The organism is Novosphingobium sp. (assembly GCF_049240505.1).
In the GTDB taxonomy this organism is placed as follows: Bacteria; Pseudomonadota; Alphaproteobacteria; order Sphingomonadales; family Sphingomonadaceae; genus Novosphingobium.
This window is the reverse complement of sequence record NZ_JBMLSM010000092.1, coordinates 14066-37387: the sequence shown is the minus strand read 5'-3', so window position 1 is coordinate 37387 and position 23322 is coordinate 14066. Positions and strand designations below refer to the sequence as shown.

Annotated in this window: 24 protein-coding genes; 15 read left to right on the top strand and 9 right to left on the bottom strand. The window is 61.3% G+C overall.

Annotation, left to right across the window (positions count from 1 at the left end):
• Positions 1-8: 8 nt before the first annotated feature.
• The 3 genes from ACOVQ0_RS07600 to ACOVQ0_RS07590 form a co-directional block, all read right to left on the bottom strand.
• Positions 9-1418, bottom strand: coding sequence for an aromatic ring-hydroxylating oxygenase subunit alpha (locus ACOVQ0_RS07600; RefSeq protein WP_421882373.1), 1410 nt, complete (start codon positions 1416-1418; stop codon positions 9-11).
• A 252-nt stretch (positions 1419-1670) separates the two neighbouring features.
• Positions 1671-2198: a VOC family protein gene (locus tag ACOVQ0_RS07595; RefSeq protein WP_421882370.1), complete on the bottom strand. Its 528-nt coding sequence runs from the start codon at positions 2196-2198 to the stop codon at positions 1671-1673.
• Positions 2199-2208: 10 nt separating this feature from the next.
• The gene (locus ACOVQ0_RS07590; protein ID WP_421882367.1) at positions 2209-2970 is read right to left on the bottom strand and encodes an SDR family NAD(P)-dependent oxidoreductase; all 762 of its coding nucleotides are present in this window, start codon (positions 2968-2970) and stop codon (positions 2209-2211) included.
• Between the two features lie 144 nt (positions 2971-3114).
• Here ACOVQ0_RS07590 and ACOVQ0_RS07585 point away from each other — a divergent pair, with 144 nt between their 5' ends.
• A complete protein-coding gene (locus ACOVQ0_RS07585; protein ID WP_421882364.1) occupies positions 3115-3921 on the top strand; it encodes an SDR family NAD(P)-dependent oxidoreductase in 807 nt (268 codons plus the stop codon).
• 4 nt (positions 3922-3925) lie between these two features.
• On the opposite strand, the gene ACOVQ0_RS07580 is transcribed toward ACOVQ0_RS07585, so the two are convergent.
• Complete coding sequence (locus ACOVQ0_RS07580) at positions 3926-5548, bottom strand: AMP-binding protein (protein ID WP_421882361.1); 1623 nt, start codon at positions 5546-5548, stop codon at positions 3926-3928.
• Between the two features lie 167 nt (positions 5549-5715).
• Between ACOVQ0_RS07580 and ACOVQ0_RS07575 the strand changes: the two genes are divergently transcribed.
• From ACOVQ0_RS07575 to ACOVQ0_RS07565, 3 genes are read left to right on the top strand one after another with little or no spacing between them, the layout of a single operon-like run.
• Positions 5716-6894 (top strand): aromatic ring-hydroxylating oxygenase subunit alpha, encoded by a 1179-nt coding sequence (locus tag ACOVQ0_RS07575; protein ID WP_421882358.1) that lies wholly within the window; start codon positions 5716-5718, stop codon positions 6892-6894.
• Between the two features lie 11 nt (positions 6895-6905).
• Entirely contained in the window at positions 6906-7697 is a 792-nt protein-coding gene (locus tag ACOVQ0_RS07570) for a sugar phosphate isomerase/epimerase family protein (RefSeq protein ID WP_421882356.1), read from the top strand.
• Positions 7698-7707: 10 nt separating this feature from the next.
• Positions 7708-8058, top strand: coding sequence for an EthD domain-containing protein (locus ACOVQ0_RS07565; RefSeq protein WP_421882353.1), 351 nt, complete (start codon positions 7708-7710; stop codon positions 8056-8058).
• A 21-nt stretch (positions 8059-8079) separates the two neighbouring features.
• Here the strand turns inward: ACOVQ0_RS07565 and ACOVQ0_RS07560 are convergent, their stop codons facing one another.
• From ACOVQ0_RS07560 to ACOVQ0_RS07540, 5 genes are all read right to left on the bottom strand, one after another.
• On the bottom strand, positions 8080-8490 hold the full coding sequence (locus ACOVQ0_RS07560; RefSeq protein ID WP_421882350.1) for a type II toxin-antitoxin system VapC family toxin: 411 nt from the start codon (positions 8488-8490) through the stop codon (positions 8080-8082).
• A complete protein-coding gene (locus ACOVQ0_RS07555; protein WP_421882347.1) occupies positions 8483-8731 on the bottom strand; it encodes an AbrB/MazE/SpoVT family DNA-binding domain-containing protein in 249 nt (82 codons plus the stop codon). Before ACOVQ0_RS07555 ends, ACOVQ0_RS07560 begins: the two co-directional genes overlap by 8 nt.
• A 91-nt stretch (positions 8732-8822) precedes the next feature.
• Positions 8823-9293: a nuclear transport factor 2 family protein gene (locus ACOVQ0_RS07550; protein WP_421882344.1), complete on the bottom strand. Its 471-nt coding sequence runs from the start codon at positions 9291-9293 to the stop codon at positions 8823-8825.
• Positions 9271-9957 carry an SDR family NAD(P)-dependent oxidoreductase gene (locus ACOVQ0_RS07545; protein WP_421882341.1) on the bottom strand — a complete coding sequence of 229 codons (687 nt, stop codon included), beginning with the start codon at positions 9955-9957 and terminating at the stop codon, positions 9271-9273. Before ACOVQ0_RS07545 ends, ACOVQ0_RS07550 begins: the two co-directional genes overlap by 23 nt.
• Positions 9958-10072: 115 nt before the next feature.
• Positions 10073-10744 carry a TetR/AcrR family transcriptional regulator gene (locus ACOVQ0_RS07540; RefSeq protein ID WP_421882338.1) on the bottom strand — a complete coding sequence of 224 codons (672 nt, stop codon included), beginning with the start codon at positions 10742-10744 and terminating at the stop codon, positions 10073-10075.
• Positions 10745-10918: 174 nt separating this feature from the next.
• Here ACOVQ0_RS07540 and ACOVQ0_RS07535 point away from each other — a divergent pair, with 174 nt between their 5' ends.
• From ACOVQ0_RS07535 to ACOVQ0_RS07485, 11 genes are all read left to right on the top strand, one after another.
• Positions 10919-13222, top strand: coding sequence for a TonB-dependent receptor (locus tag ACOVQ0_RS07535; protein ID WP_421882334.1), 2304 nt, complete (start codon positions 10919-10921; stop codon positions 13220-13222).
• 70 nt (positions 13223-13292) lie between these two features.
• Entirely contained in the window at positions 13293-14339 is a 1047-nt protein-coding gene (locus ACOVQ0_RS07530) for a nuclear transport factor 2 family protein (RefSeq protein ID WP_421882331.1), read from the top strand.
• Positions 14340-14347: 8 nt separating this feature from the next.
• Complete coding sequence (locus ACOVQ0_RS07525; RefSeq protein ID WP_421882327.1) at positions 14348-15097, top strand: SDR family oxidoreductase; 750 nt, start codon at positions 14348-14350, stop codon at positions 15095-15097.
• Between the two features lie 113 nt (positions 15098-15210).
• Positions 15211-16407 carry a cytochrome P450 gene (locus ACOVQ0_RS07520; RefSeq protein ID WP_421882324.1) on the top strand — a complete coding sequence of 399 codons (1197 nt, stop codon included), beginning with the start codon at positions 15211-15213 and terminating at the stop codon, positions 16405-16407.
• Positions 16408-16496: 89 nt separating this feature from the next.
• On the top strand, positions 16497-17918 hold the full coding sequence (locus ACOVQ0_RS07515; RefSeq protein ID WP_421882320.1) for an aromatic ring-hydroxylating oxygenase subunit alpha: 1422 nt from the start codon (positions 16497-16499) through the stop codon (positions 17916-17918).
• Between the two features lie 2 nt (positions 17919-17920).
• Entirely contained in the window at positions 17921-18439 is a 519-nt protein-coding gene (locus ACOVQ0_RS07510; protein ID WP_421882316.1) for a nuclear transport factor 2 family protein, read from the top strand.
• Between the two features lie 21 nt (positions 18440-18460).
• Positions 18461-19795 carry an aromatic ring-hydroxylating oxygenase subunit alpha gene (locus ACOVQ0_RS07505; protein WP_421882313.1) on the top strand — a complete coding sequence of 445 codons (1335 nt, stop codon included), beginning with the start codon at positions 18461-18463 and terminating at the stop codon, positions 19793-19795.
• A 132-nt stretch (positions 19796-19927) separates the two neighbouring features.
• Positions 19928-20476, top strand: a complete 549-nt coding sequence (locus ACOVQ0_RS07500) for a VOC family protein (protein WP_421882311.1) — start codon at positions 19928-19930, stop codon at positions 20474-20476.
• Between the two features lie 93 nt (positions 20477-20569).
• Positions 20570-21004 carry a nuclear transport factor 2 family protein gene (locus tag ACOVQ0_RS07495; RefSeq protein WP_421882308.1) on the top strand — a complete coding sequence of 145 codons (435 nt, stop codon included), beginning with the start codon at positions 20570-20572 and terminating at the stop codon, positions 21002-21004.
• An 81-nt stretch (positions 21005-21085) separates the two neighbouring features.
• Positions 21086-22429: an aromatic ring-hydroxylating oxygenase subunit alpha gene (locus tag ACOVQ0_RS07490; RefSeq protein ID WP_421882304.1), complete on the top strand. Its 1344-nt coding sequence runs from the start codon at positions 21086-21088 to the stop codon at positions 22427-22429.
• A 39-nt stretch (positions 22430-22468) separates the two neighbouring features.
• Positions 22469-23245 (top strand): SDR family NAD(P)-dependent oxidoreductase, encoded by a 777-nt coding sequence (locus tag ACOVQ0_RS07485; RefSeq protein ID WP_421882302.1) that lies wholly within the window; start codon positions 22469-22471, stop codon positions 23243-23245.
• The last annotated feature ends 77 nt before the right edge of the window (positions 23246-23322 follow it).

Genomic DNA, 23322 nt, shown 5'->3' with positions numbered 1-23322 from the left:
CTGCGGCCTCAAGCGTTCAGATAGCTGTCAAGCGTCTGGTGGATGTGGCGGATGCGGACTTCCTGATAATCGGCCAGTTCAACCGCCTGATTTTTGGAAACTTTCAGCCCTTCGTGGCACAGCGACATGTTCTCGCTGTCCTGATCCAGCACCGCGCCGAGAACGCCCAGTTCAGGCGCATCAGCCCAGATCTGATCGTCCGACAGCATGTGCATCGGCACGCCTGCCAGGCGGGACTGGCCCTGCGGCACGCGCGCGATCACGCGCACTTCCATCAGGCACTTGTCCTGATCGGGCCAAGGCCGCCAGCGATAGACAATATTGGGCATAAACCCGCCCCACGGTGCAAAGTTCGGGAACACGTTGTAAACCAGCGCATCCAGCAATTCGCTTTCCGAGACACCGGAATAGTCCCCACCGAACTGCTTTTCCGAAACTTCGCGCATCATATCGCCCAACGCGGCGCGCGCGGTGCGGCCTTCGGGCACGGTGATGGCGTAATTGTCCTTCTCGGCATCATAGTTATCGGCACTGCGGCCGTTGTACTTGCGGAATTCGTCGATAATGCGCTGCTGCGGCCAGTGTTCGGCTTCGGCCTGCGCCTCGATATGCGGGCTGATAACGCCAAAGGGGGTGTAGTTCACGTTCACGTGGCGGCCCAGCACATGATAGGCGGCATTGGCATCACCGGTGAACGGCATGAGCTGCGGGTGCGTGACATAGGCGTGGTAGCTTTCCATGAAAGCCTCCATCGCGATCTTCCAGTTGGCGGGAATGACCTTGGCCACCCATGCCACGGTGACGCAATCTTCGTGTTTCCAGCGTTTGAAGAATTCGGGCAGCGGAGCGAGGTATTCCTCGATCGTCGGGCCTTCGGGATTGTCGCGCACAAAAATATAGCCGCCCCATTGCGCCAGCGTCGCTTCGGGCAACTGCATCTTCCGGTCTGTCAGATGGGCAAAGTCCCAGCGGCAGGGAATATTGCGCAAGGAACCATCCGGGTTCCATGAAAAGCCGTGGAAGGGGCACATGAACTGGTCGGCACTGCCGCTGTCTGTCTTCAGCTTGCGCCCGCGATGCAGGCAGACATTGTGGAACGCCTTCACGCTGCCATCGTCCTGCCGCACGATCAGGTAGGATCGGCCCGCGTTGTCATAGGTCACGTAATCGCCGGGTTCGGGCAGATCTTCCTCACGCGCAGCGAACTGCCAGACGTTGGGCCACATCTTGTCGCATTCGGCACGGAAGAAATCCGGGCTGTAATAGCGCGCGGCGTCGATAGGATCGGAGCCGAGATATTGCGAGCGATCCTCTGCCATGAAAGCGGGCGGCGGCACATCGTCGGCACGCAGGATATCTTCCCAGCTTGTGCCGGGGCAGCGGGCGCTGTGAAAAGCGCCGGGATCGCGGTCTGCCATGATTGTCCTCTTCCGTGTTTGTTACGGAAAGGAAAGTGTCATGAACGGGCTGTGCTGCGTTTGATCGAGGTCAAGATTCGGCAGCCGAAGACCTCTGCTTTTGGCTAGGAACTGGCGTTTTGGAGATAAAACCGGCGATTATGCCGGTTTTATCTCTCGTCATTCCCGCGCAGGCGGGAATCCAGCGTGCAACCGTCGAAACTGGATTCCCGCCTGCGCGGGAATGACGAAATTAATGGTGATATCGCATCCTCACACCGGTGCGATCACACCCTCGCCCGCACGCCAGACTGGCAGGATCTGCTCGTCGTCGTAAATTTCCATGATCTCGAAGACATTGCCGAAGAAATCGCGGCAATAGGTGGCGGCATAGCCATGCTTGCGGCCATCGGCATCGGTGGTGATGCCTGCCAATGACGGCGGAGTGTGAACCCTGATGCCAGCAGCGATCAGGCGCTCGTAACAGGCCTGCACATCTTCAACCTGCACGGCGAAATGGGTGTAGCCATAGCGGTTGACGCCCCGGTCCGGGTCTTGCGGTTCAGACCGGGGTTCGAGGTATTCGAACACTTCGATGCAGGCATTGCCAAGGCGGCACATGAATTGTCGCGCAGCGCTGCCCTTCAGGCCCACAACCTCGTCAATGAACGGATTGTCGCGCCATTCCAGCGGCGGCCCTACCTCAACCCCGCCAAGCAGGCCGAGGTAGAATTCCCGCGCCTTGTCGAGATCGGGGACGGACACCCCGATATGCTGGATGCCCTTTGCCCCGATGCTCATCCGCGCGGCCTTAAAACTGGACGCGCTTGGTAAAGCCGCCGTCGATCACCAGATTGGTGCCGGTGGTGTAGGACGAAGCCGGGCTGGCGAGGAAGACCACCGCCTTTGCCACATCGTCCGGCCCGCCGAAGCGACCCAGTGCGAAACCGGCTTCCACCGACTTGTACAGTTCGGGCACGGCGCCTTCGATCACTTCCCAGTTGCCGCCGGGGAACTTGATCGGGCCGGGCGAAACCGCGTTAACGCGGATGCCCTTGGGACCAAGTGCCTGCGACAGCTGGCCTGCATAGACGATCAGCGCGCCCTTCAGCGCATTGTAGCCCTGCGGCACGATGAACGTTTCAAGCCCCGCCGTGGACGAAAGGATCACCACCGAACCGTCATCCGATTTTTCAAGGAACGGCTCCAGCACTTCGACGCCGATCACGGACCCCATGATGTCGTGATCAAGGCCCTTCTGCCAATCGCCGGTCTGGCCCGATCCGCTGGTGGAGATCATCGGAATGAAGATATCGCAACCGCCAAGGCTTTCTGCCGCCTGCGTCAACCACGCGCGATAGGCATCCGGCCCGGCGTCCATATCGAAAACCGAACCGAACACCTTGTTCCCGTGCTTTTCAAGGCTGGCCACCGTTTCCGCCACTTGTTCCGCATTGCGCGAGCAGAACGCCACATCCGCGCCTTCTGCGGCGAGAATTTCCACCGTCGCACGGCCGATACCGCGGCTGCCGCCCGTAAGGATCACCTTCTTGCCCTTGAGTCCGAGATCCATATTCGCGCTCCTCTATCCCGTGCAGATTCCGTTGCAGCATCCTTGAAGGCGCGCGTCAGCCCAAGCCACTCCCCTTTTGAACAGGAAATGCGATGGCCCCCATGATGATAGGCCTGCGTCCAAACACATATGACGGAGCAGGACATGGGACGCTTGGAAGGCAAGACCGCAATCATTCTGGGTGCCAGCAGCGAAGGCAACATGGGCCAGATCATCGCGCGGCGGTTTATCGATGAAGGCGCGACAGTCCTTGTTGCTGGCCGCAAGGCCGACGTGCTGGAAAGGTTTGCGACAGACAACGCCTGCCACTGGGCCACCTGTGATCTCACCGACGAAGCCAGCGTCAATGCACTGGCCGATACCGCCGTAGAGAAGATGGGCGGCATCGACATTGCGCTGAACGCCACCGGATGGGGTCTGCTGAAGCCCTTCCTCGATGTAACGCGCGAGGAGCTGGACGCGATGAGCGCGCTGCAACTCGTTGGCCCGCACCAGTTCTTTCAGGCAATGGTGCGCAAGATGGCAAAATCGCTGGGCGGGCGTGGCGGCTCGATCCTGACGATCAGTTCCGCCACCGCGCAGATCATGCTCAACGATCACGCGATCTACATGGGCACCAAGGCCGGCACCGATCACATCATCCGCTGCATCGCGCACGAATTCGGCCACGAAGGCATCCGCGCCAATTCGATCTCCCCGGGCCTGACCGACACGCCGATGACCGCCGAGGCCGGTGCCGTCCCCGGCCTGTTCGAAGCCTTCCGCGCGGGATATCCGCTGGGCCGCTGGGGCACATCGGAAGACATCGCCGCCGCCGCCGTGTTCCTCGCCAGCGACGAATGCTTCATGACCGGCGAAAACCTGCAGGTAAACGGCGGCCTGACCTTGCGCCGCAATCCCACGCGCGAGGAAATCAACGCAAGTGTGGCCAAGGCGATGGCGGAGGGTTGAGGCTTCAGCCCCCCACCTTCTCCTTGATCATCGCGCGCAACTGATCCTTGCGCACTTTTCCGCTGGCGGTGCGGGGGAAGTCTTCGACCAGTTCGAAGCGTTCGGGGATCTTCTGCCTGGCCATGCCCGATGCGGCGACGTGTGCGGCAAGGGTTGCGGCATCGGCAGCTTCGCGCAGGATTACATAAGCGCACACGCCTTCGCCGAGGCGTTCGTGCGGCATGGCGACCACGGCGGCTTCCTTCACTGCCGGGTGCGTGTGCAGAACGTCCTCGATCTCCTTGGCAGAGATGTTTTCGCCGCCGCGAATGATCAGGTCTTTCTTACGCCCGGTGATCGTCACCGCGCCACCGGCACTCAGCACGCCAAGGTCGCCGGTGCGGAAATAGCCGTCGGGCGTTATCGCCTCTGCGGTCTGTGCTGCATCGGCGTAGCCCATCATCATGCCCGGCCCGCGCGCAAGGATTTCGCCTTCCTCGCCCGCTACCAGCACGCGGTCTTCGTGATCGACGATTCGCACGTCATAATCCACAACCTCGCCGTCGGTCGTTGCGGCAAGGCGTTCGTCCTGTGGCCAGCCAAAGGTTACCAGCGGCACTTCCGACGCACCGAAAACGCGGAAGGCGCGGGCATTCTCGAACGCCGCATTGGCCGCCGGGATCAGGTCTGCCGGTACGGCCGCACCGCCGCAGGCAAAGAAGCGGAAGCTGGGCAGACCTGTGCCCGCCGCGCGCGCCGCTGCTGCCAGTTCCACCAGAAACGGCGTGGCCGCCACCGTGCCGACAAGCTGGTGTCGCTCGATCAGCGCCAGCGCTTCGTCCGCGTTCCACGCCTCCATCAGCACGGACCGGATGCCGCAGATGAACGGCGCTTCCAGCCCGTTGGCATAGCCCGAAACGTGCGTGACCGGCGATGGCATCAGCGTTGCCTCGCCCTCAACCATGCCCCAGTGCCGCCCACTGGTGGCGACGATATGCGACAGCGTGCAATGGCTGTGCAGCACGCCCTTGGGCCGTCCGGTGGTGCCGGAGGTATAGAGCACCATCTTTACGCCCATCGGATCGACATCTGGCGCAACAAATGCTGCATCGCGCCCCGCCACGACCAATGCAGCAAAATCGTCCTCTCCTGCGCCGCGCACGGTAAAGACGTGGCGCAAATCGGGCAGCGCATCGGCACAACGCCGGGCCATCGCGCCGTAATCGACCTTGCGCCAGACATCGGGCACGAAGATCGCCGCCGCACGGCAATCGCCCAGCATCATCAGCATTTCGGCATCGCGATAGATCGGCACGATCGGGTTTACGACAAAGCCCGAAAGCGCCGCCGCCAGATTGATCACCGCCGCCTCGCGCCAGTTCGGCACCTGAAAGGCGATCACGTCTCCGGCGCGCAATCCGCGCGCATGGAGCGAGGCCGAGAGCGCTTCGGCTTCGGCCCAGACTTGCGCAAAGGTATATTGCCCCTCACCATCGATGAAGCAGACGAAATCGGGCGTCGCATCGGCCCGTTCACGCGCCAGATCGGCCAGCGTTTTCATCGCCCAAACGCCGCTGGCAGCAAAGCGGCGCTGATGCGGGGCGGGAATCGGCAGCCAGTCCCAGGGCTTATCGTTATTTTTGGTCATAAGACCTCTTGTTCCAAGCGCCGCCCCCTTGCAGCAATTGGTGAAAAGGCGAGTTGGGGCCTTGGCATTTCCCAAACCTAGCCCCTGTCACAGCTTTCGCACCGCTTGCCCGCACGGCATTGTCACAGCAACATTCGGCCAAAGCGCCACGGAGAGGCAATACCAGCATGGATCGCATCGAGCGTATCGGACAAGTCGCGGAAATCATGCGCGATTATGTTGAAAACAAGCAGACCTTCCTCACGACAAGCACCAAACGCGTGCCTGTGCGCAGCTATACCGACCCTGACCAGTGGAAGGCCGAGATGGAGCTGGTGTTCAAGCGGGTTCCGCTGATGCTGGCCTTCACCGCGGAACTGCCCAATCCCGGCGATTACAAGGCGATGGATGCCGTAGGGATGCCCGTGCTGATCAACCGCGACAAGACCGGCCAGGTCCGCGCGTTCCTGAACGTCTGTTCGCACCGTGGCGCGCCGGTGGCCAATGAAGGCCACGGCAATTGCCCGCGCTTCACCTGCAAGTATCATGGCTGGACATTCGGGCAGGACGGCAAGCTGATCGGCATTTCCGAAGCCAGCAAGTTCGGCGAAGTTCACAAGTCCGAACTCGGCCTGCGCGAACTCCCCTGTCAGGAACAGGCGGGCATGATCTTCGTCGTGCTCACGCCCAATGCGCCGATCGATGTCGACGCCTATTTCCAGGGCTTTCTGGAAGATTTCGAAGCGCTGGACTTTGCCAACTGGTCCTACATGGGCAGCCGCGTGATCGAAGGCGCCAACTGGAAGATCGCCTATGACGGCTATCTCGAAGGTTATCACTTCGCCTCGCTTCACCCGCAGACGATCTTCCCGCGCACGCCATCCAACTGTATGCACTACGAAGGTTTCGGCCCGCACCAGCGCATCGGCTTCCCGCACCACAAGATCGCAGATGCGCTGAAAGATGTGCCGCGCGAAGACTGGGGCACCCAGGAGAACAACGGCTTCGATTTCGTGCGGATCATGTTCCCCAACGTATCGGCCTTCATCGCCCCCGAAATCACGCAGGTGGCCCAGCTTTTCCCCGGGCCGACGCCGGGTGAGAACCGCACCGTCCTGAACTATCTGCGCCGCGAACCCATTCGCGACGAGGAAGACCGCGCGAACGTGGAAGCCGCGATGAACTTCTTCCGCGATGTGACGTACACGGAAGATTACCTGATCGGCCTGGAAATCCAGAAAGGCCTTGAAACCGGCGCGCATGACGAACTGGTGTTCGGGCGCAACGAACGCGGCAACCAGTATTTCCACGAATGGCTGGACTGGTATCTGCAGGATGACGCGGACCTCCCCCAACCGAAGATGTAAGGGGCGGGCACATGAACCCGATCTCGCTTGCATCCGGCGTGGTGCCTGAATTTGGCCCGGTTGACACCATTGAGGCCGCCCGTGCGGGTGGCTTCGATATGGTGGGCCTGTGGGTCGATCCCGCAGAATGGACGGCGGCACACACCCGGGATGCCCGTGCGGCCCTTGCGGCAACCGGCCTGCCGCTGCTTGACGTCGAAGTCGTCTGGCTCAAGCCCGATTCCGCGATGGACGATCACCGCAAAGTGCTGGACGTTGGCGCAGAACTGGGCGCGGCCAACGTGCTGTGCGTATCGTCAGACCCCAATCACGCCCGCACCGCTGCGCGGCTGACAGACCTGTGCCGCCATGCCGAAGGCAGCGGCATCCGCGTGGCGCTGGAATTCGGCATTTTTACCGAGGTGAAAGACCTGCGCGGCGCGCTTTCCGTGCTCGATATGGTAGACCACCCGTTGAAAGCCCTGCTGATCGATCCGATCCATGTCGATCGCTCCGGCTCGTCCATTGCTGAAATCGCACAGGTCGATCCTGCCCTCCTGCCCTATGCGCAGTTCTGCGATGCTCCGGCGCAGCGCCCTGATCCTGCCGATTTCAATGCCGTGATCCACGATGCCATCGACCTGCGCCAGCAATGCGGCGAAGGCGCGCTTCCGCTGGGCCAGCTCTATCACGCACTGCCGCCGGGCCTGCCGCTGGCCATCGAACTGCGCTCTGCCGCATTGCGCGATGCCTTCCCCCATCCCACCCTACGCGCCAGCGCCGTGGCCGAGGCAACGCGCCGCTGGTTGGCGGACTATACATGAGGTCTTGGGCATGACCGTCACCGTCCTGACCCTGCTCAAGCGCCGCGCAGGCATGAGCAAGGCCGATTTCATCGCCTATTACGAAACGCGCCACCGGCTTATCGGGGAAAAGGTGCTGTCAGGCTGGGCCACCCGCTATGTCCGCCGCCACCTCCATCCGCTCGATGGAGCAACTGTCGACCATGATTACGACGTGGTGCTGGAAATCGACTTTCCCGATCAGCAGACCTGCGACGCCTGTTTTACCGCGATGGCCGATCCTGCCGTGATGAACGAGATCGTTGCAGATGAAGAACGGTTGTTCGACCGCACGCGGATGCGGACATACCGGATCGAGGAACACGCTTCGGTTTTGTTGTAGCCTCGCGCTGACAAACGCCAATCAACGCGCCAGCAAAACAGCAATCCCGTGATCGATGTCCTGCCATGCCGCATCGGTGTCCTGCCATGCCGCATCGGTCGTCAGCGCCGTAGCGCCGAGTTCACCTGCGAGGGAAAGGCAGGCCCGGTCACCAAGTGACAACCCTTTTGCTTTGGTCGCATTGCGCAACGCCCCTGCCCGCAGAGCCTGTGCGGTGTCAAAATCCCGAACATCGAGGCCCAGATCGGCAAGGCTTTCGCGAATGGCATCGTCGGGAACGCCGCGCTCTGAAAGTTTGGCGACGACTTCCGACAAATTTACCGCGCTGATGCAGGCGTCGGAAAAATGCGTTGCGATGACATCGGCCCCGCGCTCTCCCAGCATTGCCGCAAGGAGGGCCGAGGCATCAAGCACATAACCCACTTCACTCATCGCCGGATGCGTGCCTGCGATCTGCGATCAGTTCTTCGGACAGGCTGGTGCCGGAGCCAAGATGCGGGCGCAGACGGGCCTGCACACGGCGCAACGCATTGTGGACAGGCCGGACGTGCAATTCCCCGTCCACAACGTGCAGCGTAACCGAATCGCCATCAGCCAAACCCAACGCTCGGCGAATATCGGCGGGCACCTGCAACCGCCCGCCGCTTACCAATTTGCCGCGCTGCATGTTCATGTCATATCCACCAACTTATACAGATGATGCTTTATCATACATAAGTGGCAGAAAATGTCAAAATGCCGGCGCGTTGCAGTGCAGCATAGTTTCAATCCGCATAGACCGTCCGATAGGCCCGGCGGGTGAACTTCCACGCACCATCGATCCGCTTCAGCTCGTCGTCATAGCGCCCCGTGGTGTGGATGCGCTTTCCGGTGGCGGGATCGTCGAAAATTTCGATAGTATAAGCCACTGATTTTGCACTATCGCCCACCACTTCGATCGAACCGGGCTGCATGAAATAGATCATCGGCTTGGTGCAATTATCCAGGCCATAGACCTTCATCGATTCGATCCAGCCATCAACGATGGTTGCCTTGCCGGTGAAGCCGCCAAGATCGGGATAGTCAGGCAGCTCCCAATAGGCGTCGTCTGCCCAGATCGAACCCCACAGTTCTGCATCCTTGGTCATCACGCCGTGGGCGTGCGTATCCATGAGTTCGCGGATCGCCATGCGATCCTCGATTGGTCCGGTAAACGGCATCGGTTCGCGCTCCTTACCAGGCGTGGGTTTCGCCATTCCACTTAAGGAAATCACCCGACCGGTCGAGCGTCCAGTCGGCCGCAACCTTGCGGATGCCTTCGGCGCTTTCCTGCGGGGTAATGTCTGCGCCATCACCGCCCATTTCGGTCTGCACCCAGCCCGGATGGACCAGCCCGACGATCACGCCGCGCTCCTTCAGGTCGGTTGCGACCGAACGCATCAGCCGGTTCAGCGCGGCCTTTGCCGCCGCATAGGCATAATAGCCGCCATAGGGCCATGTCGATGCCGCAAGCTGGCTGGAGAAGTTGATGACTTTCGCGCCTGCCCCCATGCGCGGCAGGAATGCCTGCAGCACGCGCAGCGGCCCCTGCACCATGATGTTGAACACGTCGTTCCATTCGGCCCAATCCGAACTTTCCAGTTCGGACGCGGTGGGTCCACCCACCCCGGCAACGTTATAGAGCAGGTCGATCGCCTCACCCGACGTTTCCGCAGCGCCCGCGCTGACCGAAGCCTGATCGCCCACGTCCATCGCATGAACTGTCAGCTTTCCTGCGGATGCAGCGGCCATTTCACCCAGCTTCGTCGCACTGGCGGGGTTGCGCACCAGCGCGATCACGCGGTCGCCAGCTTCCAGATGCTGCCGCGCCAGTTCAAGACCGATTCCGCGCCCCGCGCCGGTAATTGCCACGGTTGCCATATCATCTTCTCCCGTTGCGCAACCGATCGTCCGGTCGCGAATTGCCATGATCCTGCCAGACAGCCGCCTTGGCGGAACTGGTCTTTATGCGAGAAATCCGGCTGCGTGACCGGTTTCACGCCACCGGCTTGTAAAGCGCGCGGATTGCGTCGAGCGACAGGCGCAGCACCTGTTCGATCCGCTCTGGCCCAAATACAGGGCGGTGCAGCAGCAGGCCGGAATGGACGGCAATGGCGAAATCGCTGCCCAGCTTCATCGCCTGCCACTGGTCCTGCCATTGTGGGAAGGATTCGATCATCTCGGCCGTCCACACCTCGTCAAAACGGCGGGCGGCGGGTTCGAACGCGGCGTCCAGCTCAGCATCGGTGCGCGCCGCCACGGCCAGTTCCAGATAGGCGGCATATTCGCGCGTCTGCACGCTGCGCCAGTGCGCCTGCGTGGCCAGATCGATCAGCAACACATCGCGCGCCTGCGCCATGCTGGCCAGATAATCTTCCAGAAACAGGCGCATCCGCTGATAGAACACGTGCTCGACCACGGCGGCAACCAGATCCATGCGCGTGGCAAAATGATGGTGCATTGCCCCGCGTGAAACGCTGGCACGTTCGGCCACTTGCGCTGTCGTCAGTCCCTGATATCCGCTTTCGACAAGGCAATCGACCGCAGCCTCAAGCATTTTCAGCCGCGTCTGCGCCGATTTGCGCTGCTGCCAGCGTTCAGGCACTTCGCCCATGCCATTGGGGCGCATCGCGGCAAGCATCCGCTTCTGCATGGTGGTTCCAGCCATCGTCATTGTCCTGTCATGCCTTTCCGCACGGTTCAAGGCCTCCTGACAAAACCGCCAGTTCCCACACCGCAAGGGTTGCGGCCATAAAACCGGCAGAACCACCTGTTTTATGGTGGATGCGCTGGATTATTGGGCCACTGAAACCAAAACCGGCATATTCGGGAGGGATAGAAAATGATCAGAACAGCCCCATCGCGCCTGCTTGGCAGCCTTTCGCTGCTTGCCCTGGCCACCATGCCCGCCTCTGCACTGGCGCAGGAAGCGCAGGCCGAAGATGCACCCACCAGCGGCGGCCTGTCGGAAATCGTCGTCACCGCGCAGAAGAAGGCGGAAAGCATCCAGTCGGTGCCGATTTCCATCGCGGCTGTCGGTGGTGATACGCTGGCCGCGATGAACGTCACCACGCTGCAGGCACTGCAAGGCGCGGTGCCCAACGTGCAGATCGACAATTTCGCCAACACGCCCAACAATGCCGTCTTCACCATTCGCGGCATCGGCGTGATCGAGCCTGATCCCTATGCCGGCAATACCGTGTCGATCGTGGTCGATGGCGTGCCGCAGTTCTTCTCGATGGGCGCGCTGCTCGATACCTATGATTCCAATCGCGTGGAAATCCTGCGCGGCCCGCAGGGCACGCTGTTCGGCGCGAACACCACTGGCGGCGTGGTCAACGTGGTGACGAACCAGCCCACCGGCGAATTCGGCGGCTATGTGCGCGGCACCTATGGCAACTGGAACCGGTTCGACGTCAACGCCGCCATCGAAGCGCCGCTGGTCAAGGATGTCGTCAGCGTCAAGGTGGCAGGTATCCATACCCAGCGCGATGGCTGGACGACCAATGTCTGGAACGGCGAGGACATGGGCCGCAAGAACGTGGACGCCGTGCGCGGCCAGCTCTACATCACGCCCAACGCCGATCTGAAGATCACGCTGCAGGGCGAATATGTCGAAGCGCGCAACGGCGCGCCGATCGTTGTGAACGGCGGCCTGCCGGGCGAAGCGAACTATGTGCCCGAAGGCACCTTCTGGAACGGCGCGGTTCTGCCGATGTACCGCAGCCCCTGCGCCACCGCAGGCCAGCCCTGCGTTGCCCCGGACAAGTATTTTTCGGGCAACAACGAAGTGCCCGACCAGTCCGACATGACGACGAAGTTCTTCATCGGCACGATCCAGTACGACAACACCCCACTGGGCGATATCACCGCCATCACCGGCTACAAGCACTTCACGCTGTTCGAATATACCGATCAGGACGGCACCGCGAAGACCAACAACGCCACCCGCCGCCGCACCCGCGGCTGGCAGTTCAGTCAGGAACTGCGCAGCGCTTTCGATGTGGGTGAAAGCTTCAATGCGGTGGCCGGTCTGTTCTACATGAAGACCGATTACAACCATTACCAGATGTACCATCTGGATTTCGCGCTCCCCGGCCTCATCCAGTACAACGTGCAGGATCAGGCTACGGAATCGTTCTCGGCCTTCCTGCAGACCTACACCCAGCTTACCGACGCGCTGAAACTGTCTGCCGGCATCCGCTACACGCACGACAGCATCGATGCCCGCGCCACGCTCGATACCGGCCTCGGCAGCGAAGCCTTGACGTCTGCCAACTGGGACAAGTTCGACGTTCTGTTCCCCGGCAGCCTTGATGTGGGCGGCAAGAAAAGCTGGAGCAATGTGGGCTGGAAGATCGGCCTCGATTACGAACTGGGCCAGAACCAGCTTGTCTACGCCAACTGGGCACGCGGCTTCAAATCGGGCGGCTTTACCGGGCGTATCGGCGTGGCGGCCGATGGTAACGCGCCCTACAACCCGGAAAAGGTCGATACCTTTGAAGTGGGCCTGAAGGCGGACTTCCTTGACCGCCGGTTGCGCGCAAACCTTGCCGCGTTCTATACCAGCTACCGCGATATGCAGGTTGCGCAGATCTATTTCGATCCGGCTACCAACGTGCAGGGCAACCGCATCCTCAACGCCGCAGAATCCGAAATCAAGGGCTTTGAACTGGAACTGCAGGCTGTGCCTACCGATGGGCTGACACTGCGCGGTTCGCTTGCCTACCTCGATACGAAGTACAAGGACTTCCTCTATTTCGATCCGGTAGCAGCTACCACGATCAGTCTCGAAGGCTATGCCCTGCAGAATGCGCCGAAGTGGGCCTCCACACTGGGGATCAACTACACCGCGAACTTCACCAACGGTTCCAGCATCGTGGCGGACGCCAGCTGGATGTACACCGGGCAGAAGTTCTACACCGCCGTCGTCAATACTCCGCGCTCATCGATCCAGCCCACCTACTATGTGGATGCGCTGCTCACCTATTACGGCCCGGACAAGCGTTATTCCATCGGCCTGTGGGGCAAGAACCTGTTCGACAAGCGCTATATCTCCACCGTTTACGACAGCCCCGGCTACATGGGCCTCGTCGGCTATGCCCCGCCCCGCCAGTTCGGCGTGACCGTGGGTTACAACTTCTGATCTGACGCGATCCTCCCTGGCCCCGGCTGCCTTCACCAGCAGCCGGGGCACTTTTTTATCGGAGACGGCCTTGATCGGACCAGACGATCTCATCGCCCGCCACGGCATACTGAACGCCCTTGCAAACCACAGCCGGGGAGTGGACCGCGCCGACGCCAACCTGCTCGGCAGCGCCTACCACGATGACGCCACTGTCGATTACGGCTTCTACGCTGGCCCTGCCGCAACGCTGGTCGATATTCTGGCAAGTGCGCAGAAAACCGCCCTGCCCACCCTCCATCGCACGTCCAACTGCTGGATCAAGGTCGATGGCCAGCGCGCAACGGCCGAATCCTATGTCATCGCCTATGTCGAAGAGGCAGACCTGCAACGATGGGTCATGGGCCGCTATCTCGACCAGCTCGAATACAAGAACGACGAATGGCGCCTGACCCATCGCACTTACGTGCTCGATGGCAACGTCAACCGCCCGAACAGCGCCTCTCGCAACGATCCGCCCACGGGCTTCGAACATTTCGTGCCTTCCGGCGGCAAAGGTGCTGCCGATCCGGGCCGCGCCCTGCTCGCCCTTCATGCCGCCAGCGCAAGGAACACTTCGATGACGCCATCCGAAAACCGCGAAGCCGCTCTCGACGCCGCCCTCGCCCGTGCCGAAATCCACGATCTGCTCATGGCTTATGCCCGCGGCGTCGATCGCGCCGACGAAGCGCTGCTCGCTTCGATCTTTACCGAAGATTCCACCGTCATTTCCGGCGTGGTCAACGGATCGGGCAAGGACTTCGCCCAGCAGATCACCGCCTTCGTATCGCAGAACCTTGAAATGTGCTTCCACTCGGTCGCCAACGAATGGATCGACGTGCGCGGCGACGAAGCCGTGGGCGAACATTATGTGATTGCGCAAATGGTCCAGTCCGGCACCGAAGTTCTCACGGGCGGGCGCTATATCGACCGCTACGTGAAGCGCGATGGCAAGTGGCTGATCCAGTCCCGCACCTTCGTGGCCGACTGGAACCATTCGCACCCCTCCACGATGGAGCGTGACGGTTTGTACGAAGCCCTCACCAATCGCGGCTGCTTTGGCGCTGCGGATCCCGTTTACGCCCATTGGGCCGCATAAGGAGAAACATGATGGGCAAGATGGATGGCAAGGTCGCCCTGATCACCGGCGGCGCTTCGGGCCTTGGTGCGGAGGACGCGCGCGTGCTGGCACGCGAAGGCGCAAGCGTGGTCATCACCGACATGCAGGAAGACCTTGGGCAAAGGGTCGCCGCCGAGATTCCGAACTGCATATTCCTGCAGCACGACGTGCGCGATGAAACCCGCTGGGCCGAAGTCGTGGCCGAAACGCTGCGCCGCTTCGGCAGGCTCGATACGCTGGTCAACAACGCCGGTCTTGTCCGCTTCGGCACGGTCGAGGCGATGTCATGGGACGATTACAAGCTGCAGACCGATGTCATGGCGGGCGGCACGTTCCTGGGATGCAAGGCCGCGCTGCCGCACATGAGCCGCGATGGCTCCGGTTCGATCATCAACATGGCCTCAGTCGGCGGAATCAAGGGCATCAGCGCCATCCCCGCCTATGCCGCCGCCAAGGCCGGGATCATCGGCATGACCCGCTCCATCGCCGTCCACTGCCGCGAACAGGTCTATCGCATCCGCTGCAATTCGATCTCGCCGGGCGGCATCGTTACGCCGATGACCGCACAGGCTCTGGCCGAACTCCCCGAAGGCAACGCCGGGCTTGAACAGGCCCAGAACCACGGCATGGGCCAGCCCAGCGATATCGCCAACATGGTCCTCTACCTCGCCTGCGAAGATGGCCGCCACATCACCGGCACCAACATCGTGATCGATAATGGAGAGACGATGGCCTGACGGCCATCTGGGGCGCAAGACGAGGGCCTGACGGCCACCCTATCCAAAACGCCAAGCGTCCGCGCCCGCCTGCGCGCGCATGATCCTCTCCATAACAACGAGAGGATCATTCGATGCAGCCCCCGTCCCACGTGCCTGCCGACCGCATTGTCGATATCGATATCTACATGCCACCCGGCCTTGAAAGCGATGGCTTCCACAAGGCCTGGAGCGACCTGTGCGCGCAGCATCCCCCTGTCGTCTGGACGCCGCGCAACGAAGGCCACTGGATCGCGCTGGGGGGTGAAGCGCTGCAGCAGGTCCAGTCCGATGCCGATCGCTTCTCCTCGCGCGTGATCGTGTTGCCCAAATCGGTGGGCGAAATGCACGGGCTTATTCCCACCACCATCGATCCGCCGGAGCATCGGCCCTATCGCCAGTTGCTCAACGCCCATCTCAACCCTTCCGCGATCCGGGGCCTGTCCGAAAACATCCGCGCCACCGCTGTCGATCTGATCGAAGGTTTTGCAGGCCGGGGCCATTGCAATTTTTCTGCCGAATATGCCGAACAGTTCCCGATCCGCGTGTTCATGTCGCTGGTTGGCATCGATGCTGCCGAAGCGCCAAAGATCCGCCACTGGGCCGAATGCATGACGCGCCCCGGCATGGACATGACCTTTGACGAAGCCAAGGCCGTGTTCTTCGAATACGTCGGCCCGCTGGTGGACGCGCGGCGCGAAAACCCCGGCGACGACATGATCAGCGCGATGTTGCACGCCGATCTTGGCGAAGGCCGCCGCCTGTCGCGCGACGAAGCCCTTTCCGTTGTCACGCAAGTGCTGATCGCGGGCCTCGATACGGTGGTCAATGTGCTGGGCTTCATCATGCGGGAACTGGCGGAAAATCCCGCCCTGCGGGCAGATCTGCGTCAGCGTGGGGCCGATATCACGCCTGTGGTCCACGAACTCTTCCGCCGCTTCGGCCTCGTCTCCATCGCGCGCGAGGTGCGCCACGACATCGAATTTCATGGGCTCAGCCTGAAAGCGGGCGACATGATCGCCATCCCCACGCAGGTCCACGGGCTGGACCCGCGCGTTAACCCCGATCCGCTGGCGATTGATCCCGCCCGCAAGCGCGCGCGCCATTCCACGTTCGGTTCCGGCCCGCACATGTGTCCGGGTCAGGAACTGGCGCGCAAGGAAGTGGCGATAACGCTGGAGGAATGGCTGAAGCGCATTCCCGATTTTCAGCTGGGGCCGGACAGCGATCTTTCGCCCGTGCCGGGCATCGTGGGCGCGCTGCGACGGGTGGAACTGGTCTGGCAGACCTAGCGCAACCGCTAGGTTGAGGCGAATCGGCTATGCATCCATAAAACAGGCAGTGCTGCCGGTTTTATGGATGCAGCACACCGGAGAGTGTGATGCTGGACGCCATTCTTGCCCACGGCCTGCCCGAACATTCCGAAACGGAAGACCTCGCTACCGTGCGGTGCCCGGATGCGCCCAGCGTGCAGCAGATTGTCGCGGGCGATGCCCTGCCCCCGCCGCCCGTGCTGGCAATGGAAGAACCGGTGTTCCTCGGCACCGCGCCCGTCAGCGTGGACCGCTATTTCGATCAGTCGATCTTCGAAGCCGAGATCGAAAGGATCTGGAAGCGCACCTGGCAGTGGGTCTGCCGTGAAGATCACATTCCTGAACCCGGCGATTACTACACCTACGAGGTTGCCCATCTTTCCTACGTGGTTGTCCGACAGGATGACATGTCGGTCCGCGCCTTTGCCAATTCCTGCCTCCACCGCTCCACCAAGCTGAAGCGCGGCGAAGGCGTCGGATCAGGCGACAACCTGCGCTGCCCCTATCACGGGTGGACCTGGAACAACGACGGCTCGCTCGCCTCGGTCCCCTGTGCGTGGGATTTCAAACATATCAATGCGAAGAAAACCAATCTGCCTGAAGCGCGCGTCGGCCACTGGGGCGGGTTCGTGTTCATCAACCCTGCGCAGGAAGGGCAAAGCCTCGAAGATTTCCTCGCGCCCCTGCCCGAACACTTCAAGGGCTGGGACATTGCGAACCGTCACGTGTCGGTCCATGTCGCCAAGGAACTGCCCTGCAACTGGAAGACCGCGCAGGAGGCTTTCCTTGAATCCTACCACGTTCTGGAAACGCATCCCCAGCTTCTGAAGGGCGTGGGCGATGCCAATGTGCAGTACGATTGCCATTCAGACCACGTAACCCGGTTCTACGCGGCCAGCGGCGTCAATTCCCCCCACCTCGCACACCCCCTCAGCGAGGAGCAGCTCCTCGCCACGATGATCCTTGGCGACAAGGATTCGCGTGGCGAGGGTCTTGTCGTCGGCCCCGGTGAAACCGCACGCACCGTGATGGCCCGCCATCTGCGCAAAGTGATGGGCGAGGCCTACCAGTGCGATCTTTCCGCCGTTTCCGACAGCGAGATGATCGACACCATCGAATACCACGTATTCCCCAACATGGTGCTGTTCCCCGGCCTTTCGCTGCCGATGGTCTATCGCTTCCGGCCCATCGGGACCGATCCCAACCGCACGCTGTTCGAAATCCTGTTCCTGCGGCCCAACCCTGAAAGTGGCCGCATTCCCGAACCACCCGAACCCTATCGCGTGGCCGAACATGAAAGCTATGCCAGCGCGCCCGGCTTCGACCCGGCGATGGGCCACGTCTATGATCAGGATACCGACAATCTGCGCGCCCAGCAGGCGGGCTTTCGCGCCAGCGCAACCGGCGTCCAGAACCTCGGCAACTATCAGGAATCGCGCATCCGGCACTTCCAGATGGTGATCGACAAATACCTGAACGGAGAAGCCTGATCATGGCCTTCGACATGGAAGCCGAACTGCGCGATCTGTGCGCGCGGCGCGATATCCACGATGCGCTTTGCCGCTACATGCGCGGGCAGGACCGGCTCGATCCCGAACTGCACCGCAGTGCCTTTCACGATGACGCATGGGTGGATTGCGGGCTGATGCAGGGCAGCGCGGACGAATTCGTGGCCTTTGCGCAGGGTTTTCTGGCCGATCTGGACGGCAGCCAGCACATCATCGGGCAGGCGCAGATCAGCGTGGATGGCGAAAACGCCAGCGGCGAAGTCTATTTCTATGCCTGGCACCGCCTGCGCGAAGATGGCGAGGCAAAGGATCTTGTCGTCGCCGGGCGCTATGTTGACGAGTATACCTGCAAGAATGGGCAGTGGCGCATCAGCCGCCGCCGCGAAATAGTGGACTGGGCGCGTACCGACCCGGCCGCAGACGGTTTCCTTGCAGGCAACCCGCTGGTGCGGCCAGGCAGGCGCGGAACAGATTTCAGCCAGACCCGCGACTGGCCGATATAAGAAAGTGATGAGGACGCCGAAATGACCGTTCAAGAAACGATTTCTCGCTACTCCCCGGAGTTCGACGTTGCCGTGCGCGGAGACGTGATCACCGCAGACCGCTATATCACGCGCGAATGGATGGAGCTTGAGAACAAGAACCTGTGGCCGAAGGTCTGGCACCTTGGCGGCGTGCTGGCCGATCTTGAGGAAGAAGGCGATCTGATCCGCCACAACTTCGGCAAGGAATCGGTGATCATGGTCCGTCAGGCAGACGGCTCGGTCAAGGCGTTCTACAACACCTGCCCCCATCGCGGAAACCGGCTGGTGCTGGGCGATGTCGGTTCATCGCCGCGCATCACCTGCGGATATCACGGGTGGCAGTATTCGCCCGATGGCACGCTGGTGCACGTGCAAGACCCGGACGATTTTGCTGGCGGCAACCCGTGCGGCAAAGTGAAACTGTCCGAACTGCGCTGCGAAACGTGGGGGCCGTTCGTGTTCTGGTGCATGGATGATGACGTTGCCCCCCTGCACGAATGGCTGTGGCCCTATACCGAGCGGCTGGCCGGCTACAAGCTGGACAACTGGGTGCGCGTGTTCAACGTGTCGGCGGACTGCGATTTCAACTGGAAGATCATCCGCGACAACTTCAACGAAAGCTATCACCTCCCCACGATCCACCCCGAACTGGCCACCTTCATCAACGATGGCCTGCCGACGACCATGTTCGAGATGTACGAGAACGGCCACAACGCGATGTGGATGATCGGCCATCAGGCGACGAGCCGCAAGGACTACGTCAGCGGCGATGTGCCGCCGGGCCTTTATGAAGCGGCAGAGGCATGGGGGATCGATCCCAAGGAATATCGCGGCCGCACCGCCGATATCCGCGAAGCCGTGATCAAGGCCAAGCGCGAGCGCGGAGCCGAAGCAGGCTATGACTACTCGTCGATGACCGACCAGCAGCTGGTAGACTACTTCCACTGCACGCTGTTCCCCAACCTGACGATCACGATGTCGCCCGAACAGTGTCAGATCCTGCGCACCGAACCGCACCCGACCGACCCGGAAAAGTGCATCTTCCAGCACTGGTGCCTCTATCCGCCAAACGCCAAGATGGCCGAAGTGGTGACCCCGGTCGGCTCCGCCCCGCTGCGGCACGATGCGATCCAGCGCCATTCGACTTACGGCGATGGCGTTTCGGTCGGCTATGTGGCCGATCAGGATCTGTCGATCGGCACCACGCAGCAACAGGGCCTGAATTCACGCGGGTTCAAGGGCTGCCTGCTGCCGGGGCAGGAAAAGCGCGTGCAGCGTTTTCATGAAAAGCTGAACGACATGGTGCTGGGCCATCCGACGGCGGCGGTGGGGTAAACGCAAACCACGCCATCCTTGCGCCCCCGCGCAGGCGGGGGCCTCGGTGGTGTTATGGAACGGTAGCGTAAACCGACAGAGGCCCCCGCCTGCGCGGGGGCGCAGAGGCGGTATGCAGTATGAGAGGATGCCATGAACACCACCATCACCCCCGGCCAGACCGGCCCGCATCTGATGCAGGCCGCCTTCATCGTCGATGACGTGGAAGCCGCGGCGAAAGCGTGGATCGCCGCCACCGGCATCGGCCCGTTCTTTCTGGTTCCGCACATCGAACTGGCCGAAGCGACCTATCGCGGCGCGCCGTCCGAAGGCATCGACTTTTCGGTTGCGCTGGCACAGTCCGGGGGCACGCAGATCGAACTGATCCAGCAGCATTGTGACCGGCCCAGCGCCTATCGCGATACCATCGCCAAAGGACAGACAGGCTTTCATCACTTCTGCATCTACACCGCAGATTATGACGCCTGCCGCCAGCGCTATGTCGATCAGGGCTTTGCCGTGGCCATCGACGGCAAATTTGGCGCGATGCGCTTCTGTTACGTCGATACGTCAAACACGCTCGGCTGCATGATCGAGATCGTGGAACAGGACGACGCACAGACCGATGCCTTTACCCGCATTGCCGAAGCAGCGGCTGACTGGGACGGTGTTACCGACCCGATACGGCCTTTGTTTTCCTGATGATGTTCACTTAATGTTCCAAATCGTGTTTCCCCGGGGAAACATTTTTCGGGATTGCAAGAATAATTATAAGTATTTGAGAGGAAACGATAAATGCAGTGCCCTATTGAAGATCGCATCGCCATTCAGGATTTGATGGTCGCCTATGCCCATGCGGTCGATACGGTCAGCGACATCGACGCCGTGCTGGACGTGTTCACCGAAGATGCGGTGTTCGATCTTTCGGGCATCGGCCTTGCTCCGCAGCTTGGCCATGATGGCATCCGCGCCTTTTTTACCAATGTGTTCGCCAACATGGAACACCACGCCCACTATCTGACGAACTTTGCCCTGACCGCCTTCGATGGCGATACAGCATCGATGCGCGCCTATGTGATCGGCATGGGGCAAGGCAAGGATGGTCGCGCCGTGACCGTCAACGGGCGCTATTATTTCGACGTGCGTCGCACTGATGCTGGCTGGAAAGCCACGCGCTATACGATGGATTTCCTGATGCCGCTCAGCGGCACGCTCGACAACGCCAAGTAACCAGAACAACACGACAAAAGTCGGACCGAACCTTGCCGGTGCGCTGGGGAGAACAGCACCGGATCACAGGAGAGCCGTATCATGGCGACATATCTCGAAATCCCCAATCCGGGGGCTACCTATCCCACTGACCCGCAGGCCGAATTCCCCAAGGCACGCGGTGATGCGATCACCGGCGACCGTTACTGGTCCAAGGATTTTGCCGAAAAGGAATGGGAGCACATGTGGAAGCACGTCTGGCACGTTGCCGGGCGCACATCGCAGCTTGAAGAGCCGGGCGATTTCATCACGCACAACTTCCTGCGCCAATCGGTCATCGCGGTTCGTCAGAAGGATGGCGGCATCCGCGCCTTCCACAACGTATGTCGCCATCGTGGCAACCGCCTTGTCTCAACATCCGAAGGCGGGGTGGCTGAACATTTCACCTGCCCCTATCACGGGTGGAAGTGGAACATCGACGGGGCGCTGGATTGGGTGCAGGACGAGGAAGATTTCCGCCAGGGAAGCCCCTGCGGCAAGCTGCGCATGAAGGAAGTGCCCTGCGAAGTCTGGGGCGGTTTCATCTTCTACAGCTTCGATCCCAACGCCGTACCGCTGGAAGAATATCTCGCGCCGATCCCGTCGCTGTTGAAGAACCGCGATCTGGCGAACTGGAAGCGCGTGGTGTGGCGCACGCTGCGCGTAAACACCAACTGGAAGTTCGCATCTGACAACTTCAACGAAAGCTATCATATCCCGTCGGTTCATCCGCAATTCGAAGGGATGATCGACGATCACTATTCCACCACGATCTTCGAGATGTACCCCACCGGGCACAACCGCATGATCGAAAAGCTGCAACCGTCGAGCCGCTATGTCGATGCGCAGCAGATCAAACCGCTGTGGGCCGAAGTGCTGAAGGAATGGGAGCTTGATCCCGCCGATTTCGAAGGCCGCGCGCAGGAAGGCCGCATCGCCTTGCAGGAGGCGCGGCGCAGGCTTGGCCCGGCACGAGGGTTCAAACACTTCGACAAGCTGAGCGACGATGAACTGACCGACCAGTTCCATCACACCTGCTTCCCGAACTTCACCATTACCGGCACGCCCGAAGGACTGCACGTTTTCCGTACCGAACCCGATCTGGAAGACCCGAACTGGTCCACCTTCGATTACTGGTATCTTTCGCCCGAAATCGAAGGGCAGCAGATTCCCACAATCTACGGCCTGCGCCCGTGGAAGGATGCAGAGCACCAGACCGGCGATTTCGATGCTTATACTGCCGAAATCAAGCAGGGCGATTTCCTGATCCAGGATCTGGAAGTGGCAGTTACCCAACAACAGGGCCTGCATTCGCTGGGCCATGACGATGCCTATCTGGCCGAACAGGAAACGCGCATTCGCCGTTTCCATGAAGTGATCAACGACTACATCGAAGGGCGGCGCTGAACCGCCACACCTGCTGACATAGAAAACCAAGGAGCGCCCATGAATCCCGATCTCGTTTCGCTGCAAGGCAAAGTCGCCATCGTTACCGGTGCGGGCGTAGGCATGGGCGCGGCCACTGCGCGGCTGCTGGCAGCGCGCGGGGCTAGCGTGGTGGTTTCCGATATCAATGCGGAAACCGCTGCGCAGACCGTCGAGGCCATACGCAGCGCAGGCGGCACGGCCCATGCCGTGCGCACCGATGTGGCGGATGAAGCGCAGGTGGAAGCGCTGGTGGCCGAGGCCGTGGCGACATACGGCAAGCTCGATTGCGCGGTAAACAACGCCGCGATCACGCCGGATGTGCTGCCGATCCACGAAGCCGACATGACGGTGTTCGACAAGGTTCTGAACGTGGACCTGCGTTCGGTCATGCTGTGCATGAAGTACGAAATCCGCCAGATTCTGGCGCAGGGCACCAGCGGTTCCATCGTCAATATCGGGTCTGTCAGTTCCGTTCGTCCGCAGCCCAACAACGCGGCATACGTTGCGGCGAAGCACGGCGTGATCGGGCTGACCAAGACGGGCAGCATCGAATATGCGCCGCGCGGTATTCGGGTGAACGCGGTGCTGCCGGGCGCCATCGACACGCCAATGCTGCGCGGCGCGCTGGAAACGACCGGCTTCACCGAAGCCGACTTTGCGCCAGCGCTCAGCCTGTTCGGGCGTTTCGGCAAGCCGGAAGAAGTGGCCGAGGCGAGCGCGTGGCTGTGTTCGGACGCATCGAGCTATGTCACCGGGCACAGCCTTGCGGTGGAAGGCGGTTATCTGACGCGGTGAGCGTCGCAAACAATCCTCCCTGTTTTTGCGGCTGCACAAACGGGGAGGTGTCATTCGCTTTTGCGAATGACGGAGGG

Coding starts and splice junctions, on each gene's coding strand:
- ACOVQ0_RS07540 (WP_421882338.1), bottom strand. CDS start 10,744: ATGGCTGGAACCACCATGCAGAAGCGGATGCTTGCCGCGATGCGCCCC.
- ACOVQ0_RS07590 (WP_421882367.1), bottom strand. CDS start 2,970: ATGGATCTCGGACTCAAGGGCAAGAAGGTGATCCTTACGGGCGGCAGC.
- ACOVQ0_RS07550 (WP_421882344.1), bottom strand. CDS start 9,293: ATGGCGAAACCCACGCCTGGTAAGGAGCGCGAACCGATGCCGTTTACC.
- ACOVQ0_RS07595 (WP_421882370.1), bottom strand. CDS start 2,198: ATGAGCATCGGGGCAAAGGGCATCCAGCATATCGGGGTGTCCGTCCCC.
- ACOVQ0_RS07565 (WP_421882353.1), top strand. CDS start 7,708: ATGACCGTCACCGTCCTGACCCTGCTCAAGCGCCGCGCAGGCATGAGC.
- ACOVQ0_RS07545 (WP_421882341.1), bottom strand. CDS start 9,957: ATGGCAACCGTGGCAATTACCGGCGCGGGGCGCGGAATCGGTCTTGAA.
- ACOVQ0_RS07525 (WP_421882327.1), top strand. CDS start 14,348: ATGATGGGCAAGATGGATGGCAAGGTCGCCCTGATCACCGGCGGCGCT.
- ACOVQ0_RS07555 (WP_421882347.1), bottom strand. CDS start 8,731: ATGAACATGCAGCGCGGCAAATTGGTAAGCGGCGGGCGGTTGCAGGTG.
- ACOVQ0_RS07580 (WP_421882361.1), bottom strand. CDS start 5,548: ATGACCAAAAATAACGATAAGCCCTGGGACTGGCTGCCGATTCCCGCC.
- ACOVQ0_RS07600 (WP_421882373.1), bottom strand. CDS start 1,418: ATGGCAGACCGCGATCCCGGCGCTTTTCACAGCGCCCGCTGCCCCGGC.
- ACOVQ0_RS07520 (WP_421882324.1), top strand. CDS start 15,211: ATGCAGCCCCCGTCCCACGTGCCTGCCGACCGCATTGTCGATATCGAT.
- ACOVQ0_RS07495 (WP_421882308.1), top strand. CDS start 20,570: ATGCAGTGCCCTATTGAAGATCGCATCGCCATTCAGGATTTGATGGTC.
- ACOVQ0_RS07510 (WP_421882316.1), top strand. CDS start 17,921: ATGGCCTTCGACATGGAAGCCGAACTGCGCGATCTGTGCGCGCGGCGC.
- ACOVQ0_RS07505 (WP_421882313.1), top strand. CDS start 18,461: ATGACCGTTCAAGAAACGATTTCTCGCTACTCCCCGGAGTTCGACGTT.
- ACOVQ0_RS07500 (WP_421882311.1), top strand. CDS start 19,928: ATGAACACCACCATCACCCCCGGCCAGACCGGCCCGCATCTGATGCAG.
- ACOVQ0_RS07560 (WP_421882350.1), bottom strand. CDS start 8,490: ATGAGTGAAGTGGGTTATGTGCTTGATGCCTCGGCCCTCCTTGCGGCA.
- ACOVQ0_RS07515 (WP_421882320.1), top strand. CDS start 16,497: ATGCTGGACGCCATTCTTGCCCACGGCCTGCCCGAACATTCCGAAACG.
- ACOVQ0_RS07585 (WP_421882364.1), top strand. CDS start 3,115: ATGGGACGCTTGGAAGGCAAGACCGCAATCATTCTGGGTGCCAGCAGC.
- ACOVQ0_RS07490 (WP_421882304.1), top strand. CDS start 21,086: ATGGCGACATATCTCGAAATCCCCAATCCGGGGGCTACCTATCCCACT.
- ACOVQ0_RS07575 (WP_421882358.1), top strand. CDS start 5,716: ATGGATCGCATCGAGCGTATCGGACAAGTCGCGGAAATCATGCGCGAT.
- ACOVQ0_RS07485 (WP_421882302.1), top strand. CDS start 22,469: ATGAATCCCGATCTCGTTTCGCTGCAAGGCAAAGTCGCCATCGTTACC.
- ACOVQ0_RS07535 (WP_421882334.1), top strand. CDS start 10,919: ATGATCAGAACAGCCCCATCGCGCCTGCTTGGCAGCCTTTCGCTGCTT.
- ACOVQ0_RS07570 (WP_421882356.1), top strand. CDS start 6,906: ATGAACCCGATCTCGCTTGCATCCGGCGTGGTGCCTGAATTTGGCCCG.